Annotated in this window: 17 protein-coding genes; all 17 read right to left on the reverse strand. The window is 36.6% G+C overall.

Features of this window, described 5'->3' with window-relative positions; all coding sequences use genetic code 11:
* The 17 genes from KH286_RS02590 to KH286_RS02670 all read right to left on the reverse strand — a co-directional run bounded on the left by KH286_RS02590 (nucleotide 1) and on the right by KH286_RS02670 (nucleotide 17,281).
* Nucleotides 1–1,485 (reverse strand): UDP-N-acetylmuramoyl-L-alanyl-D-glutamate--2,6-diaminopimelate ligase, encoded by a 1,485-nt coding sequence (locus KH286_RS02590; protein ID WP_278471713.1) that lies wholly within the window; start codon nucleotides 1,483–1,485, stop codon nucleotides 1–3.
* Nucleotides 1,486–1,540: 55 nt separating this feature from the next.
* Nucleotides 1,541–1,945 carry a cell division protein FtsL gene (gene ftsL, locus KH286_RS02595; protein ID WP_004697156.1) on the reverse strand — a complete coding sequence of 135 codons (405 nt, stop codon included), beginning with the start codon at nucleotides 1,943–1,945 and terminating at the stop codon, nucleotides 1,541–1,543.
* 21 nt (nucleotides 1,946–1,966) lie between these two features.
* Nucleotides 1,967–2,899: a 16S rRNA (cytosine(1402)-N(4))-methyltransferase RsmH gene (gene rsmH, locus KH286_RS02600; protein ID WP_278451674.1), complete on the reverse strand. Its 933-nt coding sequence runs from the start codon at nucleotides 2,897–2,899 to the stop codon at nucleotides 1,967–1,969.
* A 9-nt stretch (nucleotides 2,900–2,908) separates the two neighbouring features.
* On the reverse strand, nucleotides 2,909–3,340 hold the full coding sequence (gene mraZ / locus KH286_RS02605) for a division/cell wall cluster transcriptional repressor MraZ (protein WP_118091313.1): 432 nt from the start codon (nucleotides 3,338–3,340) through the stop codon (nucleotides 2,909–2,911).
* A gap of 403 nt (nucleotides 3,341–3,743) precedes the next feature.
* Nucleotides 3,744–4,064: a thioredoxin gene (trxA, locus tag KH286_RS02610; RefSeq protein WP_004696229.1), complete on the reverse strand. Its 321-nt coding sequence runs from the start codon at nucleotides 4,062–4,064 to the stop codon at nucleotides 3,744–3,746.
* A gap of 9 nt (nucleotides 4,065–4,073) precedes the next feature.
* The gene (locus tag KH286_RS02615) at nucleotides 4,074–4,448 is read right to left on the reverse strand and encodes a CoA-binding protein (protein WP_021148278.1); all 375 of its coding nucleotides are present in this window, start codon (nucleotides 4,446–4,448) and stop codon (nucleotides 4,074–4,076) included.
* Nucleotides 4,449–4,580: 132 nt separating this feature from the next.
* Nucleotides 4,581–5,555: a tRNA glutamyl-Q(34) synthetase GluQRS gene (gluQRS, locus tag KH286_RS02620; RefSeq protein WP_278451675.1), complete on the reverse strand. Its 975-nt coding sequence runs from the start codon at nucleotides 5,553–5,555 to the stop codon at nucleotides 4,581–4,583.
* 82 nt (nucleotides 5,556–5,637) lie between these two features.
* Complete coding sequence (locus KH286_RS02625; RefSeq protein ID WP_278617560.1) at nucleotides 5,638–8,547, reverse strand: insulinase family protein; 2,910 nt, start codon at nucleotides 8,545–8,547, stop codon at nucleotides 5,638–5,640.
* A 140-nt stretch (nucleotides 8,548–8,687) separates the two neighbouring features.
* The gene (locus tag KH286_RS02630; protein ID WP_004696238.1) at nucleotides 8,688–9,005 is read right to left on the reverse strand and encodes a hypothetical protein; all 318 of its coding nucleotides are present in this window, start codon (nucleotides 9,003–9,005) and stop codon (nucleotides 8,688–8,690) included.
* A 7-nt stretch (nucleotides 9,006–9,012) separates the two neighbouring features.
* Nucleotides 9,013–10,242 carry an aspartate kinase gene (locus tag KH286_RS02635; protein WP_004696945.1) on the reverse strand — a complete coding sequence of 410 codons (1,230 nt, stop codon included), beginning with the start codon at nucleotides 10,240–10,242 and terminating at the stop codon, nucleotides 9,013–9,015.
* Between the two features lie 319 nt (nucleotides 10,243–10,561).
* Entirely contained in the window at nucleotides 10,562–10,951 is a 390-nt protein-coding gene (locus KH286_RS02640; RefSeq protein ID WP_004696242.1) for a class II SORL domain-containing protein, read from the reverse strand.
* A gap of 139 nt (nucleotides 10,952–11,090) precedes the next feature.
* The gene (gene cobO, locus KH286_RS02645; protein ID WP_008714156.1) at nucleotides 11,091–11,633 is read right to left on the reverse strand and encodes a cob(I)yrinic acid a,c-diamide adenosyltransferase; all 543 of its coding nucleotides are present in this window, start codon (nucleotides 11,631–11,633) and stop codon (nucleotides 11,091–11,093) included.
* Nucleotides 11,634–11,721: 88 nt separating this feature from the next.
* Nucleotides 11,722–13,098 carry a cobyrinate a,c-diamide synthase gene (locus KH286_RS02650; protein ID WP_021148280.1) on the reverse strand — a complete coding sequence of 459 codons (1,377 nt, stop codon included), beginning with the start codon at nucleotides 13,096–13,098 and terminating at the stop codon, nucleotides 11,722–11,724.
* A 29-nt stretch (nucleotides 13,099–13,127) separates the two neighbouring features.
* Nucleotides 13,128–13,835, reverse strand: coding sequence for a precorrin-2 C(20)-methyltransferase (gene cobI / locus KH286_RS02655; RefSeq protein ID WP_012864519.1), 708 nt, complete (start codon nucleotides 13,833–13,835; stop codon nucleotides 13,128–13,130).
* Nucleotides 13,836–13,921: 86 nt separating this feature from the next.
* Entirely contained in the window at nucleotides 13,922–14,776 is an 855-nt protein-coding gene (locus KH286_RS02660; RefSeq protein ID WP_120055323.1) for a sirohydrochlorin cobaltochelatase, read from the reverse strand.
* Between the two features lie 206 nt (nucleotides 14,777–14,982).
* Nucleotides 14,983–15,864 (reverse strand): sirohydrochlorin cobaltochelatase, encoded by an 882-nt coding sequence (locus KH286_RS02665; protein WP_278457141.1) that lies wholly within the window; start codon nucleotides 15,862–15,864, stop codon nucleotides 14,983–14,985.
* Nucleotides 15,865–16,276: 412 nt separating this feature from the next.
* On the reverse strand, nucleotides 16,277–17,281 hold the full coding sequence (locus KH286_RS02670) for a DUF805 domain-containing protein (protein ID WP_278457142.1): 1,005 nt from the start codon (nucleotides 17,279–17,281) through the stop codon (nucleotides 16,277–16,279).
* Nucleotides 17,282–18,410 lie beyond the last annotated feature (1,129 nt).

The following is an 18,410-nucleotide window of genomic DNA, read 5'->3' on the forward strand; positions in this document are numbered from 1 at the left end:
TTAGATCTCCTTGAGGGCTGCTCGCGCCTCTTCACGATCATCAAAATGGATCGTTTTATCCTTTAAGATTTGGTAATCCTCATGCCCCTTACCTGCAATGAGTACAATATCCCCAGATTTTGCATGTTGTATTGCATGTTGAATCGCTTCTCGACGATCAACGATAACTTCATAGTGAGTTCCTTCTCGAAGGCCGTCTTTAACGCCGACTTCCACATCTTTAACAATTTGTACAGGATCCTCTGTACGCGGATTATCAGATGTAACATACACAACATCACCGTATTGTGCCGCAATGCGTCCCATAATAGGACGTTTGGTTGCATCTCGGTCACCGCCACAGCCAAAGACTACAATAATACGATTTTCTTGAATAGCCTTTGCTGTTTGTAAAATATTTTCTAACCCATCTGGTGTATGTGCATAGTCTACAACAACAGCAAATGGTTGACCTTCTTCAATCAATTCAAAACGACCAGGTACAGCACTAAATGTTTTCAACGCTTTATCGATGTCTTCCATGGAAATACCTTCTAATAAGCAGGCACCAATAGCTGCTAATGTATTATACACATTAAACAAGCCAGTCGTATTCATTGCAACTGTATAGTCATGACCATCATAAGATACCGTGTAACGGCTAGACTTTGGCGTCATATCAACGTCATGAGCATTCAATGTGCCGCTACCATCAATACTATAGGTAATGATAGGGGCTGTAGTTTTTTCAACAACCCGATGTCCATAGGCATCATCAATATTGATGACAGCACCCTTACCAGATTTTACTTGGTTTGGTTTGCTAACCTGTTCAAATAGTTTACATTTAGCTGCCAAGTAATTTTCAAATGTTTTGTGAAAGTCTAAATGATCTTGTGTAAGATTTGTGAATACAGCCGTATCATACTCAACACCAGATACGCGTCCTAAAGCCAACGCATGAGAAGATACTTCCATTACACAATGTGTAACCCCCTCTTCTACCATTTGATGCAAAATATGTTGTAAATCTACTACGTCAGGGGTCGTGTTATGAATCGGATATGATGTATCACCAATCATGATATGAACAGTACCAATCACACCGACCTTATGACCTTGAGCTTTCAAAATATGACGAATCATATGAGTTGTAGTCGTTTTACCATTAGTACCAGTGACACCAATCATGCGCATGGAATTGGCTGGATAATCAAAAAAGTATGGCACACAGGCCATCATAGCCGCACGTGTATCTTCAACAGTGATAACACAAACATCACTATTTACCTCAACAGGTTTAGATACTAATACGGCTACTGCCCCAGCCTCAACAGCTTTATTAACATAGTCATGTCCATCGACAGTAGCACCATCTAAAGCAATAAATAAACTACCTGCTTTTACAGCACGAGAATCAGCGGTTACATCTAAAATTTCAACAGCTGTATTACCTTCTACATGCGGTGCATGTAAGGTTTTTACTATATCTTGTAAGTGTTTCATATACAATCTCCTTTACACGCAAAGGAAAGCAGCCCAATACGAGCTGCTTCGCCTGCTAGTCTATAATTTGCTGTTTCTCTTGTACATTACGTTCAGTAACAGCGCTTTTTGTGCTATAAACAAAAGAATCAGGCAAAACCATTCCTAGTTGTTCTTCTGCGATTTGTTGGATACGTACAGGAGACTTCAAGGAAGCCACTTCAACGTCTAATGCATCGTTATCTTTTGTTAATTGTACTACAGCTTGCTGTGTTTTAACTACCTCATAGCCCAACTTTGTACTGTATGCATTCATAACCATCATAATAAGTAAGCATGCAACTAATGCAGCAATGCCATATACAACTTGCCACATCATAGGGCTTAAATCTAAAGCTACGTTTGCACTACGTCTTCTCCCTTGTGCAATAACCAACATATCACCTTTTACTTGGCCCACAACAGCCTTTCTCGCTAACATAACACTTAACCCCTTCCAAATCTACAACTTTACTGCTACGCGCAATTTAGCGCTTCTAGCTCTCGGATTAACTTCAATCTCCCCTATACTTGGCTCTATAGCCTTATTCTTTGCCTTTACAACTGCCTTGTGATTACAAACACACACAGGCAATAGTGGAGGACATATACATGCAGTACTTAACTCTTTAAAAGTTTGCTTTGTAATTCGATCTTCCAAGGAGTGGAATGTAATAACTCCAATCTTTCCCTTTGGTTTTAACATCGATACAGCATCTACAAAACTATCATGCAAAATTGCTAACTCTCTATTTACTTCAATACGTATGGCCTGAAACGTCCGTTTTGCCGGATGAGGTCCATCTTGTCGCGCCTTTGCAGGTATTGCATTCTTAATAATTCTAACTAACTCGCCAGTAGTAGTAATTCTTTTTTCTTGACGTGCTTCAACAATAAACTCGACAATTCTTTTAGCCCATCGTTCTTCCCCATAATCGCGGATAATTTGTAGTAATTGTTCACTGTCATATTCATTGACAATTTCCTCTGCTGTGAGAGGTGCATCTTTATCCATTCGCATATCAAGAGGTCCATCATTCATATATGAAAAACCTCGTTCAGGAGTATCTAGTTGATAGCTGGATACACCAAGATCAAATATAAAACCATCGACTTCATAAATGCCCGCATTTTGGAGAGCTTCTTTTAAGTTAGAAAAGTTTGTAGGTATCGTTAACACCTGACATTTCAAATCAGATAAACGCTGTCGAGCTACACTCAAAGCATCTTCATCCTGATCTAAACCTATAATCATGCCTTCTGGATCTAGCATCTCACCCACTGCGTGAGCATGTCCTGCCCCACCAAGGGTACAGTCCACATAAATGCCTTTTGGATTAGTTACGACGGAGTCCACTGTTTCACGTAAGAGTACGCTAGTATGATTAAATTCCATCATAGCCTCCTATAACATAATCCCTTCAAGCCCTTCAACTAACTCTTCCATGCTTTCAGCCACTTGTTCATCATAGAAATCGAATTTTTCACGGCTCCAAATTTCAACGTGGTCTCCAGCACCTACAATAACAGCCTGTTTATCAAGGCTTGCATATTCACGTAGTGGTACAGGAATAAGGACACGACCTTGTTTATCATATTCAAGCTCAGCAGCACTACCAAAAACAAAACGTTTCAAGGCACGTACGCTAGCTTTAGTGGAAGATTGGGATTGTAAAGCAGTAGAAATTTTCTTCCATGCCTCTTCGGTGTAAATAGCCAAGCAGTTATCTAGACCTTTTGTAACGATGCACAAATCGCCTAGTTGTTCACGTATTTTAGCAGGTATAATCATCCGCCCTTTTGTATCAATAGTGTGATTATATTCGCCCATGAACATATGTATCACCGCCCTTTACTATTTCTTATCCACCACTATATGGTAAATTCTACCACAATTCCCCACCTTTCACAACAAAAAATCCATTTTTATCCCACTTTTTTATATTTTTCTTGTTTAATCTCTATTTTTCTCCTCTTTTCTACAATACATATGTTCGATTAAATATTCAAAATTAATTAATTTAACCACTCTCCACCACAATGGTGAAATACTACTCCTTAGACGGACACAATCCCCACTTTTAGATGTATTATGTTTAGGAACTCAATGTATTATGTTTAATAACTTATAAATGTTAAATATATTTAGGTCTATATAAAAAAAGCACAAAAAAACCTCATCAATGTACAATCATACATTGATGAGGTTTTCCTCTATTTATATAGTTTTAATTATAGTATTAGAATTTGGATTCGATAGCCGCTTGAAGATCGCCTTTAGGCAAGAAACCGATTTTACGGTCTACTACTTCACCATCTTTTAAGATAACGAATGTAGGCAATACTTCAACTTGTAAGTTACGTGCTAATTCTGGTTCTTCATCAGCGTTTACTTTTACAAAGTTAGCTTTACCTTCAAGCTCACCTGCAATTTCTTCAATGATTGGCATCATACGTACGCAATAACCGCACCATGGAGCCCAGAAGTCAACAACAGTAACACCACCTTGGTTTACTAAATCTTGATATTCAGCAGTTTTTAAATCTTTTAATTCGCTCATTGTACCCTCCTACGGTAATTGAACTAATACACAATCTTGAATGACATGCAGATCTAAAGCATGTGCTTTTTCAACAACAGATGGTTTATCCGCCCCCGGTTGCAACCACACAACAGAAATGCCAAGTTCTTTGCATTCATCAAGTGCAGCTAACCCCGCTGCTTCTGGTACAACAAAATCTACCACAGCAGGCACAACGGGAAGTGCAGAAAGACTAGAGTAACAAGTGTCTCCATCTATTTCTGCAATATTAGGATTGACTGGATATACTTCATATCCGTGATCTTTAAGACATTTATAAATCTTATAACCGAACTTCTCGGTTTTATGGGTAGCTCCAATAACGGCCCATACTTTTTGATCTAAAGCTTGTTGAATTGTCATTTCGACCACCTCTTATATACTATTATAAATAAATATCGAATATTGTCAATATATTATATCGAATTATATAGTTAAAGAATTATTCTCTTTTAGCAAACATCCTATAACATAAATCAATACTATTTTACTACTCTATTCTTTAATTTGTATCTCAATCGTTTTCTGACTAAGACTAGGTACATTTAAATCAATCTCAATTAATTCAGATAAACTAATTTCTCTACGACTTAATGTATGAGCCTCAACTACCCCCCCTACAATAGCCAGCTCACCTAAAATTCTATTAGGAGACCATTGATTTTCACGTAATTCACGAATAGTAATACTCTTTTGTCGCTTAGATAATCTATGCCCTTCAGAATCAATTAATAATGGAGCATGCCCATAAGAAGGTAGTTGTATATTTTTAGATTTGAAACTGGTTTGTAATGTTCTATATAAATATATTTGCTGCCCTGTAGTCTCTAGTAAATCGTCTCCACGAATGACCTCTGTTATCCCCATAGCAATATCATCCAGTACAACAGCTAAATTATAGGCATACATACCGTCACCACGACGCAATACATAATCATCTAATTCACCTTCCAAATGAATATGTTGAAAGCCTTGCCAACGATCTACGAAATCTATATCACAGGAATTAACGGCTAAACGTAAAGATGGTTCCTTAGACATCATAAACTCTTTTATCAATTTATCCTCTAGATGACGGCAATGGCCATCATATCGATGTACTACCTCTCCTACATGGGGCGCCGAAGCAATAGAATGCAATCTCGTGCGATTACAAAAGCAAGGATAAATTAGTTTTTCTGATGCAAGATGTTCTAATATATCTCCATAAAATGCTTGTCGTTCACTTTGCCAATATGTTGCTTCTGGACCACCAACGCGAGGCCCTTCATCCCATTCAAATCCTAGCCACTCTAAATCATCTAATAGAGCTTCCCCTAACTCACGTTTAGAGCGTTGGATGTCTATATCCTCCATTCGCACAACATACTGCCCTTTTTGTTGCTTCGTAGAAACATAAGATAAGAGGGCTATCCATACATTTCCGAGATGAATATATCCTGTTGGACTTGGAGCAAATCGTCCTTTCATAACGCACCCTCCTATAGTGCAAAACAAGTGGCATATCCCGTAAACTTACACAGAATATGCCACTATAAATAATATAAAACGATTATCCTAGAGAAATAATGTTATCAAATACCTTACCAGCGTCTTTAATTTTTTGTTCGTTCCCCATTGTACAAATATGATTGTCCTTCAATACTGATTCAACCACATCTGCTAAAGCAACGATATTCTCTGGCTTACAAGCGATAACTTGTTTACGAAACTCTACCTTATCCTCTAGTTTAGCACCGCTAAAATACATTCCCATCGCACGTGGACCACGCAACGCAGGAGTCATAGGCAAGTCCAAGGAGCTCATAGTACCGATAATATATTTACGCATTTCACGATCAGTCAACGTAAACTCACGAAGGTATTGAGGTAACTCTTTATATACATTTAATGTTTCTACCAAGTTTGGATCTCGATAGCTACAGAAAATCATATTACCATCGTCATAGAAGTTTGCAAAGGCACCGTAAGCACCGCCTTGTACACGAATGCGAATCCATAGATATTCATAGCGTAAAATCGTTTCCAATACACTCATTGGGCCTACGTGTTTATACCCATGGTCTACAAAGTTACCACCTTGAGCTACGTATTGAACCTTACCAGCTGTAACGATACCATCATTACCAGACAAACGTGTAATCTTTAATGTATCATTACTTAAGTCAGTAGTATCCCAGGTTTCAATCAATGGTTTCATGAGATTTTCAAAGGCTTCTAATTCGCCTTCTTCACCAACGAACATGATATCCACATTATTAGCACGGAAAATCTTACGAGCCACATCAGCTAATTTTTCCGGCAATAATGGTAATGCCGCAGGATTAGAAGCCAATTCGCTAATCTTTTGATAGTAACCAAAGTTACCATTATCTCTAAATTTACCAACGGCAGATACTTGTGCCATAACACGTTGACTTACAATGGAGTTGCCACGACGGAATGCTTCATTATCCCAAATAGCTTTGCTTTCTTGAACAAGTTCAGTCAAGCGTCTATGGTCACTATAATCTGCTTTTTGTACTACTTCATTAATCAAACGGCATAAGTCAGGTAATTTAGAATGCAAAGCTTTAGCTCGAACAATCATGAGAGGTGTAAATTCATCTCGCTTACCATCTTTGCTAATAGCCGTAATATCTGAGCTTAAACCACCAAGATTCATATTGATATCTTTCGCCAATGCTTCATAGCCACGTTCAGATGTGTTGATACGACCGATAATATCACTTAGAATATCGGCATAGAACAACTCATCTTCTGTAAGACAACTTAAATTAAAGTAAAGACCTACATAGTTGATGCCTTTTGTGAAAGTAGGTACAAAATGTACTGTAGTATTGCCAATTTTACTTTCACGACGTTCTACTTCTTCAATATTAGGATTTAAATCTGATAATTCAAGCAATGGAATCGACACTAATGCTTCGTCGCTATCTGGAGCTTCTTGACGAAGTTTAAGTCGTTTTGTTTGCTCTACAATCGCTTCGATTTCTTCTGGAGTCATCTTAGCTTTTACAGAAGCTAAATATTCTTTAACCTCTGCATCCTTGCGCTCTTGAAGACCCCGTTCAGGATAAATAGAAACAAGCACTTTATGATTGTTATTTAAGATAGATTGACGAATCAAATCTTCAAAGTACGTACCGGATAAGCCCTTGCGAATATTCACTAATGCTTCTTCGTAGTGTAATAACTCAAGTGGGTCATTGTCATATAGCCAATTATCCATCATACGGATAACATAAGCAAGACCAATTGGGCGACCACCAAAGTCGCTTTCACGAAGAGCAAACTCAATGCTATTCAAGGAAGCTTCTAATAATTCTTTATCTAAACCGTTATCACAAAGTTCTTGCAATGTAGATTCCACAATACGCTGCAAGTCAGCTTGTTTATCGAGATTAGAACCAGTTGCTTGCACGGTCCACAAAGGTTGACGAATGCTATCAAGATAATAACCACTCACATCAGAGCCGATACCGGCTTTCACCAAAGCCTGTTTAAGAGGAGCCGCAGGAGATGTCAACAATGCATGTGTTAATACCTCAAAAGCCAAGCTATGCTCAGGAGTTACATCAGGTAACACATAGGCAAAGGAATGTAAAGTTCGGTTGTCTGTTGGCTCTTCAGAACCTACGCTATATGGATAACTTACCACTTTACCTTCCGTAAATGGCGTTTGTATACCAACCTCTGTATTAACCTCAATAGCATCAAAATGACTTAAGTACTCATCATTCAAGAATGCCAATTGCTCTTCAATATTCATATCACCATAAAGGAAGATATAGCTATTGGACGGATGATAATGAACTCGATAGAACTCTTGGAACTCTTCATAAGTTAAGTCTGTAATATGGTCAGGATCTCCACCAGAATCAACACCATAAGTGGTATCTGGGAAAAGTTCACGCATCATTTGGCGTTCTAGAACGGAATCCGGAGAGGAATAAACCCCCTTCATCTCATTAAATACAACACCTTTATAGGTAAGTTCATCGTCCGCACGATCTAATTCATAATGCCAACCTTCTTGCATTACGATTTCTGCATCTTCACGAACGCGTGGATACAATACAGCATCAAGATATACGTCCATTAAGTTGTGGAAGTCTTTATCATTCTTGCTGGCTACAGGATACATTGTTTTATCAGGGTAAGTCATAGCGTTTAAGAACGTGTTTAAAGATCCCTTAACAAGCTCAACAAATGGCTCTTTTAAAGGAAACTTACGAGAACCACATAAAACGGAATGTTCCATAATATGTGCTACACCAGTACTATTATGTGGTGTTGTTCTAAAAGCGATATTGAATACTTTATTAGAATCTGGTGAATCAATATAAATTAAACGAGCACCAGACTTTTCATGTTTCATTTCATAAGCGGTACCATTGATCTCATCAATGCGCTCAATGCGGTCAAGGCGAAAGCCAGAATAAACCTTATTTATTTCCATGCTGTCCCTTCTTTCTATACTAATATAATGATTTCTCTCTGAATAATTTATTATATCATATCGATGACTCTATATATAGATGTTAAGAATAATTATCGAATTACAAAACCCCATAGGCAAGTATACCCATGGGGTTCATATTATTTATTATGTTGCATCTGCCACTTTTGATTACGACGCAAGGTTAATAAGCCTTCTAACACGGCTTCGAATTGTATAAAACTCAATGTATATGGTTGATACATATCTGGTACAACCTTGTAAGTAATAGTAACCTCAGACTTATCGTAATCATAGAAGATACCATGTAAATTACTCATTGTTGTATAACCAGTTTGAGCTTGTTCCAATGTTGGAATAGGCTGATTTTTTAGATTTCCTAGTAGATCGCTAATGAAACCTTCCTTACGACCTTGGTCATTGAGCATTTCATCCATAAAACTACGTAGACTATCCATGCAGTGATTAACCTCGTTGATCTAACAATAAGCCATTATGAATTACACGAACAGCATCTTTTACGCGATCTTCAGCAACAAGACAAGAAATACTAATTTCAGAAGTAGAAATGATTTCAATATTGATACCTTCTTGGCTCAAGATATCAAACATTTGCGCAGCTACACCAGGTTGTCCTAACATGCCTGCACCAATAATGGAAACTTTCGCCATTTTTTCGTCAATATTAACAGCTTCAATATCTACTGCTTTTTGTAATTCTTCTAATACTTCTCGAGCTAATACCACATCATCCATAGCTACTGTAAAGATAAGATCAGTTTTTGGTTCTCCCACGGAACGGATAGATTGAACAATCATATCTACGTCAACGTTTCTAGCAGCTAATGCTTTGAATACAGTCGCTGCAACGCCTGGTTTATTTTCAACGCCTACAAGGGCTACTTTTGCTGTATTTGTATCATCAGCTACGCCAGTAATTACGTGTTTATTTGCTTCCACAGTATAATCCTCCCGAATAATAGTACCTGGTTTATCACTAAATGTAGAACGTACATGAATAGGTACACCATAACGGAAACCCATTTCTACGGCACGCGGTTGCATTACACCGGCACCAAGGCGTGCCATTTCAAGCATTTCGCCATACGTTACTTCTTCTAATTTGAAAGCTTCCTTCGCCACGCGAGGATCTGTAGAATATACGCCGTCTACATCCGTAAAAATCTCACATACATCCGCTTTCATAGCACCTGCCAATGCAACAGCTGTTGTATCAGAGCCACCACGGCCTAATGTCACCATATCACCATATTCAGTTATACCTTGGAAACCAGCAACTACTACAATTTTACCTTCATCCAAAGCTTCAAACACACGATTAGGATCAACGCCCAAAATGCGACCTTTATTAAACGTATCACTACTTGTAATACCTGCTTGATCACCTGTTAAGGATACAGATTCCTGACCACGTTCGTTAAAAGCCATTGCCATCAATGCAATTGTTACTTGTTCACCGGTAGACAACAAGCGGTCCATTTCGCGACCATACGGCTTGGATGTAACTTGTTTAGCTAAGGCCACCAAGTCATCAGTTGTATCACCCATAGCAGATACAACAAGAACGATTTTATCGTCAGCTTGCTTCTCACGAAGAACGCGATCAACAATATTAAATATTTTTTCTGGTGTAGCTACGGAACTACCACCAAATTTTTTAACGATTAAGGCCACAATAATCCCTCATTTAACTATGTTTACTAAATATCAATATGCATATACTTTACCACAAACAAATAGCACTGTAAAGGGATGTATAGCAATTAATCCACTGGAGTGATACAAAACTCCTTTTTATGCGGACATTAAAAATCAAATAATATGTCTATAATATTATGAATATGCATTAAACAATCCTAACATGTATTAGCCATAATGCCATTAAATATCTACTATTAAAAGTTTAACTTTGCCTCATTATTAAACTATGTGAACACATAGATATACAAAAAGACCAGCCCTAGGGCTGGTCTTTATTAGTTGTTTTAGTTAATTAAGCAACTACGATATCTTTTTCGGATTCCCACAAGCCATGGATATTGCAGTAGGAAACAGCAATCAATTTACCGGATTTTTTCAAAGCTACTGCTAAAGTACCTTCAGAAACTGCTGCTACAGGACCTTCGTTTGCAGTTGCACCGTCACCATGAACGTTGAACTCGATAGCGCCAACTTCGAATGGTAATTGAGTGCCCTCAGCTACGAAGTACAATTTAATCCAATCAATGTGATGTTCTACAGTGTTTGGATGTGCAATGTCTTTACCTACGGATAAAGTAACGTGGAATGTTTCACCTGCTTTTACAGTGTCAACTGTTTCGATAACAGGAACGTGTTTTTCAGTAGCGAAATCGCCAGATTTAATGTAATCATGTACAGCCATAGTTAACCTCCTGGTTAGTCTTATATACATACTTAATGTCAAGAATATTGAGCACCTCTGTGCTTATGACTATATTATACATTTTCGATATAGTTTTAGCAAGTTCTTTTTCGATTTTTTTCGATTTTTTTGAATTAAATCAAAATTCTATTCCTTTAGCAGCTTTTATGCCCTTTTCATAAGCATGCTTTACTACCTTCATTTCTGTTACAGTATCCGCCATATCAATGATTTCAGGTTTAGCATAACGCCCCGTCAAAACAACATGAAGCCTTTTTGGCTTATTGTTAAGCATTTCCACTACAGAATGCACATCGATAAGCTCATAATTAATGGCATTATTTATTTCATCCATAACAATTAGATCCCATTTATCGGAGTTTACTTCCTCTACTAATGTACGCCAAGCGGCTTGTGCTGCTTCTTTGTGGCGAGCAAGCTCAGCTTCCCCTACTTCATCCCGTTTATAGTAAATAAAGCCTTTTCCCATAGAGCGAATTTCAACTTGATCACCTAGTTTAGCGAGACCTGCCAATTCACCATAGCCATTGCCGCTCTTAATAAATTGTAATATAAGAACCTTGAAACCTTGTCCGACAGCACGTAAAACAACGCCTAATGCCGCTGTTGTTTTACCTTTACCATTCCCTGTATTAACTAGAATTAATCCACGTTCTTCCATAATAGCTCCTTTAATACGAACTGTCCCACAGAATGTAATTGTGATAACACATAGTCATATAAACCTATTAAATACATTTATACATCTATTACTTTTGGGCTTTATAAGCAGCACATGTATCAACAAAATGTTGTGCCCCTTCATCAGAGCCAGCAAAGTTCAAATGTAAGTAAGAAGCTAATACATTTTTTGTTGCATAGCCGCCGTCATACGATTGAGGTTTACGGCCTCCTTCTAAATGAAAAGCCCATGGGAAGTCATCTATAGTTGGCTCCATTGTAGAGAAATGGAACTCATGACCACGAATAGCTGTATTCATAGCGCCTAATAAAGTATCTCTCTTTGCAGTTGCTGTAACATACCCCACCTTTTGAAGCTTTTGTTGCATCACACAATTGGCAGGTACAATACCTACAGTTTTATATACAGAGCCTTCAAAGTCATGAATGCTTTCACAAAGATACATAAGGCCACCACATTCGGCATAAATAGGCATACCTTGTGCATTAGCTTGGCGGATAGATTCCTTCATAGACTCATTGCTAGATAACTGGAATAAAAACATTTCTGGAAAGCCACCCCCAAATACAAGTCCGTCTACATCGGGAATTACCGAATCATTAAGCGGACTAAAGTAAACAAGCTCAGCCCCTTTTTCCTCTAACGCAGCAAGACTAGCTGGATAATAAAAAGAGAATGCCTCATCATAAGCTACACCGATTTTCACACGTTTTTCAATGGATTTAACATCTATAGCATCTGGTAGTTCGATAGTTGGTGCATTGGTAGCAATTTCCAATAGTGCATCGAGATTTACCATCTTCTCAACAGCTTCTCGAATCGTATTAATCGCCTCTGTTGGATCGATTTCAGTAACTGGTGTAAGTCCTAAATGACGCTCTGGAGAATGCATACGATCATCACGATAAATGGCACCAATAACAGGTACACCAATTTTATCCATCCCTTCACGAACCATACGCTCATGATTAGCAGAGCCTAAGCGGTTCAAAATGACACCACCAAAGTTTACCTCTGGGTCATAGTCACGGAACCCTTTAGCAATAGCTGCTGCACTTTCACCCATAGCCTTACAATCAATAACAAGCACCACCGGTGCATTTAACTGTTTAGCAATTTGAGCCGTAGAACTAACGCCTTCTCGACCACCATCGTAAAGGCCCATAACACCTTCAATAATGGCAAGGTCTACATCATGTGCCATTGTAGCAAAGAAAGGAGTCAACTTGTGAGGTGGCACAAGCCACGTATCTAAATTATAGCTGTCACGGCCGGATGCAATTTTATGAAAGCCCGGATCAATATAATCCGGGCCCACTTTAAAAGATTGCACCGTACGTCCACCATTTGCATAAGCGGCCAATAAACCCGCTACGATAGTTGTTTTACCAACACCAGAGTTGGTACCAGCAATGACAACACGTGGAATCTGTACTGTGTTCATAGATATTACCTCGTAATACGATGTGTTTGTTAACGATCCTTGCGTTTTGCAAGAATTGTAGATAAGTAGTTGAGTTTAGTATCTTTTGGCATATTATCTAAACCTACGAATACTTGCTCATCAGGCAAACCTACACGGCTAATCATAACCGCATCATCTGCCATATTATGTTTAATCAAGGTTTCTTGTACTTCATCAAAGTTTTTATATACCTTCATAATAACTGCATCATCTGCAACAGCCAATACAGCATCGATTTTTTCTTTAGGCGCTGTAGCTGGAACGATGGCCAATACCTCTTCCTTCTCTACGATTGGATAGCCAAGGTGAGATCCGATAGCACAGAATGCAGTAACGCCAGGAATTGTTTCAATTTCATGCCCTGTGTTTTCAATCAAACGGTATACATACATATATGTGCTGTAGAACATAGGATCACCTAATGTTAAGAATACAACACTTTTACCTTCATCCAAATAAGACAAGATAACGCGTTTAGCCTCTTGCCAGCCTTCCTCTTGCGTAGAATCATCCAACACCATTGGGAATACTACGGGAACGATTTCTGTATGTTCTTGGATATATGGGGATGCGATATCAAGGGCTACGGAACCATCTTTCTTTTCTGTTTTAGGTGTGATAATAATATCTGCTTCTCCTACGATGCGAGCAGCTTTCACAGTCATTAATTCAGAATCGCCAGGGCCTACGCCAATACCATATAATTTACCTTTCATGGGTATCTCCTATTCTTATAGTCACACTCTATTTATAATTGCAATATCTTTTATTATAACCAATTTATACAATATATACAAAGATACTATTTAATATTTGGTATTGCAGGACGATGTGGGCTACGTTTGCCATACAAATCGTCGATACAATCTTGCACATGTTGACGGAAAATATCATGAATCGCTTCATATTCACCTAGAGCACTATGAATTGGTTTAACCTCATATCCTGCTCCAGCGAGTTCATTCACTATGCTATCCTCTTCGTCACCAAATAAATCATTTTGTGCATGATCCCCGAGTACCAATAATAAAGGATGTACATAAATTGTTTTTGGGCGTTTACCATCAAGCCATTCCCAAGGCATTGCTACATCTGACACATATGGTGCGTTTTCAAGTACAGCAATACGCACATTCGTAAGTCCATTACGGATTAGCTTAAACTGTAAATTACCATATGAAGAATTGCCAGAACCAAGACCTCCATGACCAACCAATAACAAACCATCATCTTTGGAAATATTAAGAGATTTAATGAAACGGTCAATCAAAATTTGGTAATCATCTGGATGCTCTTCTTGTCCCATGTAGTATACGAGAGGTCTACCTACACGCAACACTTCGAGTTGTCCTTCACCTTCATGAGCAAGGATATTATTTTTTAATTTATCGAACTCTTCACCACCGGTGAAATGAAGTGGCTGCACATATACATGTGTATAACCTTCTTGAATCAGTTTCTCTAACGCCCCTTGTTCAGTAGGAATCTCAATACCACGCTCACGTAAGCGCTTAACGATGATACGAGACGAAAAAGCTAATTCTACAGTATAATCCGGATACGATTTACGAATATGTTCTACTACAGAATCGATATTATGTACACGAGCACTGTCCACAGTGGACCCAAAGGCAACAACTAAGATAGCTTGTTTCATGAATGTCTCCTTATATTAACTAATAATGTATCTTAATCATACCATAGACCATTCTCTAGGGGCATACCATGGTACGTATAAAATGGAAATTATTCTTATCTTTCATGGTAAAAGTAAAAATCCTCCTCATTGGATATCCAACAAGGAGGATTTTTATTAATGTGAAAGAGTGGAGTGTTGTATGTCTAATTATGTAATAACAAATATCAAGAAATCAAACCTTGCGCTTCCAAGCGAGAATTTGTCATAACAGGTTTTACAGATTCTCTAGGCATGGGCCGCTTCCGATCAGACATGCGGATAGCTTGACCTAAATGTTTCAAGAATAAATCTTGTACATGTGGGTTTTCCCCAAGCCCTTCATTCCAGATGTCAACATTGTAGCCTTCCTCAGCGAGTAAAGCATAAATGGAATCGGAGCGTTCACCGCCAAGATAGTCCATTAAATGTGTAGAACCTATGAGAGCCAATGGTACAACTAATAAATCTTTATGCCCCATACGATCCAAGAAAGTAAGAGCTTGTTTAAAAGTAGGGAAGCCATTTGTAGTAAATACTACTATGTTTGGTGCTGCACCATACATCGCCTTTAATTGCAATGTACTGAACTCTAATTGATTTTGGCCATTCGCCATGAGCACAACAGATTTATTAAGTGCTTTTGTATTAACGTGACGAACAATGCTTTCTAATGTTGCTTCATAATCATCGGCATAATTTTTTACACCTAAAGAGGTAAGCAATGGTTTACCGATATTTACCTGGCTAAAACCATATTCATTGCTATGTAAAAACTTTAATGCTTGTTTGCGCATTTGTTGGTAGCACTGATCTGCCACCAATGTAATAGGTTGAATGTATACCTCGTCGATGCCCATGCGAGCAAAATCCTGCATAGCCTCTGTGAAAGAAGAAATCTTTTCATCATATTTCTCATTCCACTTTTCTACTAATGCATCAGACAAGAATACACGGCGTACCTCCATATCGCTATACATGGAACGTACTTTTTTCTCTATACTGCCGATGGATTTCTCCACAGCATCTTGATAAATTGATCCAAAGGATGCAATAATTATGCCTTTCATATGTGACCTCCATATCGCTCATACATGATACAATTTTCACAATTGAAAACTGTTATCAACTACTATGTAATAATAGTACAAGATTAATCTATAGAAGTCAATGAGAAAAAATATCAAAATTAACCAAAATAATGTATAACCGATGCAACACCACATAAAACAAGTAAAAACATAACAATGAACTTAATTCGACCTATAAAGGTATCATACATTCTCTTATCGCCAGCTGTGATTTTGCCTGAACGATTATGACGCCATAGATCAAAGACACAAGCAACACAAAGAATAATAATTAAAATATACTTCAAATATGACGAGATAATTCACCATTAATAAGCCAAAGAGACCAATTACAATATTCTCAAACATACCAACCTATCAATTTTCTCTAAAAATAAATAAAAAATCAATTTCAGCATTTGATTGTCTCATCATTATAGGTTGGCTTAAAAAATAGCATATATAAAACATATACGTTTACAATAGGAACTACCATAAAGAAAAGCCAAAAACCACTATTTCCACTATCATGAAGACGACGAACAAGTAAACTTATATAAGGTACTAATATAATAATAGCGACTAAGACGTCAATTATAAAAATATTAACAACATAACTATTCAATATATCAGATATATTTATATAACTTAATAACATTGATAGCACAGAAAATAGCATAGTAAATATCATCAGTTCATCTCTAGAAGATCGGCCCTCAAAATTAAAAATATCTTTAATGAGAATTTTTTGGAGAACTTCCATAAACTCAAACTTTTGCTCTTTTACAGCATTACCAGACCTTAATGTATCATCATAGTCCTTTTTACCAATTAAATTATTCCATAATTTTCTAATCTTAATCTTTATAATTTTAATATTTAAAGGATCCATTACTAAATAAGAGCCATCCCAAAATCCAGATGCAGGTCTATCACCATACGAATTCTTTTGACTTCCAGGAATTAAAAGTAATAAAAAAATCATTCTATTCATTACTACGAAAAAAAAGGGTTTATTAAGAGAAATAGTTGTATCTGATACCGCTAAAATATAATTACTAGGGCTTACAAAAAAATCACCACCACAATATAACGTAATAATGGAACTAATTATAACAACACATAGAATACCTATATATCTATGAATCCCATAATCTTGACATCGATATCCCAATACAACTAAAAACAATATATTAGTTATCATATCAATCCCATAAAAAAAGACGCTATATAATCTAGGGTTAACATAAAAACCTAAAGCCATTGTCATTAAGAATATAAATACTATCGCAGCATAATATGTTATTGCTGTTATAATATTTAAACGTCTATTTCTAAAAATATTAGAATCTCCTAATGCTCGTATATTAGCTTTGAATAAATTACAGTCATTAGGGATATTTATTTTAAGATGCATAATCTACCCTTTATATTTAGTAAAATTATTTTGAAAATCTGATTTACTCAATGGTATCCATCCTCCATTTACAATATTCTCAAACATATCTACCAATGGTGTTAAACTCAAAGGAGTCCAACACCATGTTTTAATTAAGAATCATATTAAAATCTAAAAGAATACTATCCAAACTATCACTAATCCATATAAAAATATGATTGCATGAATTGTTAGAATTGAATTAATTATATTTTTCTTTTTTCTCTCGTCGTCAGTATTTATATATTTATACCTATGTAACCATAATATACAACAATATATAATAACCGCTAATACCATACCTAAATAAAAATATGTATCTGATACAAAATAGTTAGTTTCATACAGTTTATTTATTAAGTATCCAGCAATTAATACAGCAAGCAATATAAACTCTATTAGGACTTGTGATTTATTCTTTGCTTTATACATAAGAAAAATATCATATAATAACCATATACTAATGCCTAAAATTAATAAATCATATATCATAATCTATTTCCTATTTCATAGAATATGAACCTATAGGTCTTTTACAAATTGCCAAGATCTCTTACCAAACAATAAGTAAAAAAGCTTTTCTACCTATCCTAGTATTATGTAGTAGATCGTATACATTCTGTTTTAAAAGAATTTGTTCTCTCTCAAAAAAAAAACAAACATAGTCCTTCTCTCTTTTATATGATAATTTTATTTTACTAAAATTTTATATTTATATTTATTATATATCATATTTTGATGGGACGCCTACATAACTACAGTAATAAAAATGATGACCTGTACTTGTGTAGCGACATCAGGAACGAGGAGCAAACAAGTATAGGGCATCATTTTTAATATATTTGTAGTAATGTTATGGGGCCCCATCAAAATATGCCTAAATAAAGATCAAATAAAATCACTTATATATTCACATATTCATACCCTTATAACCAACAAGAATATAATTATAAAATGTACTATCATACTATATTCATCACATTAATTTATTAATACTTTCTTATTTTTTCTATACTTCTAGGGGTATAGGGTTTATTGACACTCCTTAGCCCCTCTGCTACGATTGATTTAAAGTTATATATATGCGATAAATCCATAGTTCTCATTA

Source organism: Veillonella parvula, assembly GCF_018378075.1.
Lineage (GTDB): Bacteria > Bacillota > Negativicutes > Veillonellales > Veillonellaceae > Veillonella > Veillonella parvula_K.

What these genes read in the sequence shown, in the direction of transcription:
- KH286_RS02615 (WP_021148278.1), bottom strand. Translation starts at nt 4,448, where the DNA reads ATGACAATTCAACAAGCTTTAGATCAAAAAGTATGGGCCGTTATTGGA.
- trxA (WP_004696229.1), bottom strand. Translation starts at nt 4,064, where the DNA reads ATGAGCGAATTAAAAGATTTAAAAACTGCTGAATATCAAGATTTAGTA.
- KH286_RS02590 (WP_278471713.1), bottom strand. Translation starts at nt 1,485, where the DNA reads ATGAAACACTTACAAGATATAGTAAAAACCTTACATGCACCGCATGTA.
- KH286_RS02650 (WP_021148280.1), bottom strand. Translation starts at nt 13,098, where the DNA reads ATGAACACAGTACAGATTCCACGTGTTGTCATTGCTGGTACCAACTCT.
- KH286_RS02670 (WP_278457142.1), bottom strand. Translation starts at nt 17,281, where the DNA reads ATGCATCTTAAAATAAATATCCCTAATGACTGTAATTTATTCAAAGCT.
- KH286_RS02625 (WP_278617560.1), bottom strand. Translation starts at nt 8,547, where the DNA reads ATGGAAATAAATAAGGTTTATTCTGGCTTTCGCCTTGACCGCATTGAG.
- mraZ (WP_118091313.1), bottom strand. Translation starts at nt 3,340, where the DNA reads ATGTTCATGGGCGAATATAATCACACTATTGATACAAAAGGGCGGATG.
- KH286_RS02660 (WP_120055323.1), bottom strand. Translation starts at nt 14,776, where the DNA reads ATGAAACAAGCTATCTTAGTTGTTGCCTTTGGGTCCACTGTGGACAGT.
- KH286_RS02630 (WP_004696238.1), bottom strand. Translation starts at nt 9,005, where the DNA reads ATGGATAGTCTACGTAGTTTTATGGATGAAATGCTCAATGACCAAGGT.
- gluQRS (WP_278451675.1), bottom strand. Translation starts at nt 5,555, where the DNA reads ATGAAAGGACGATTTGCTCCAAGTCCAACAGGATATATTCATCTCGGA.
- KH286_RS02640 (WP_004696242.1), bottom strand. Translation starts at nt 10,951, where the DNA reads ATGGCTGTACATGATTACATTAAATCTGGCGATTTCGCTACTGAAAAA.
- KH286_RS02665 (WP_278457141.1), bottom strand. Translation starts at nt 15,864, where the DNA reads ATGAAAGGCATAATTATTGCATCCTTTGGATCAATTTATCAAGATGCT.
- cobI (WP_012864519.1), bottom strand. Translation starts at nt 13,835, where the DNA reads ATGAAAGGTAAATTATATGGTATTGGCGTAGGCCCTGGCGATTCTGAA.
- ftsL (WP_004697156.1), bottom strand. Translation starts at nt 1,945, where the DNA reads ATGTTAGCGAGAAAGGCTGTTGTGGGCCAAGTAAAAGGTGATATGTTG.
- cobO (WP_008714156.1), bottom strand. Translation starts at nt 11,633, where the DNA reads ATGGAAGAACGTGGATTAATTCTAGTTAATACAGGGAATGGTAAAGGT.
- rsmH (WP_278451674.1), bottom strand. Translation starts at nt 2,899, where the DNA reads ATGGAATTTAATCATACTAGCGTACTCTTACGTGAAACAGTGGACTCC.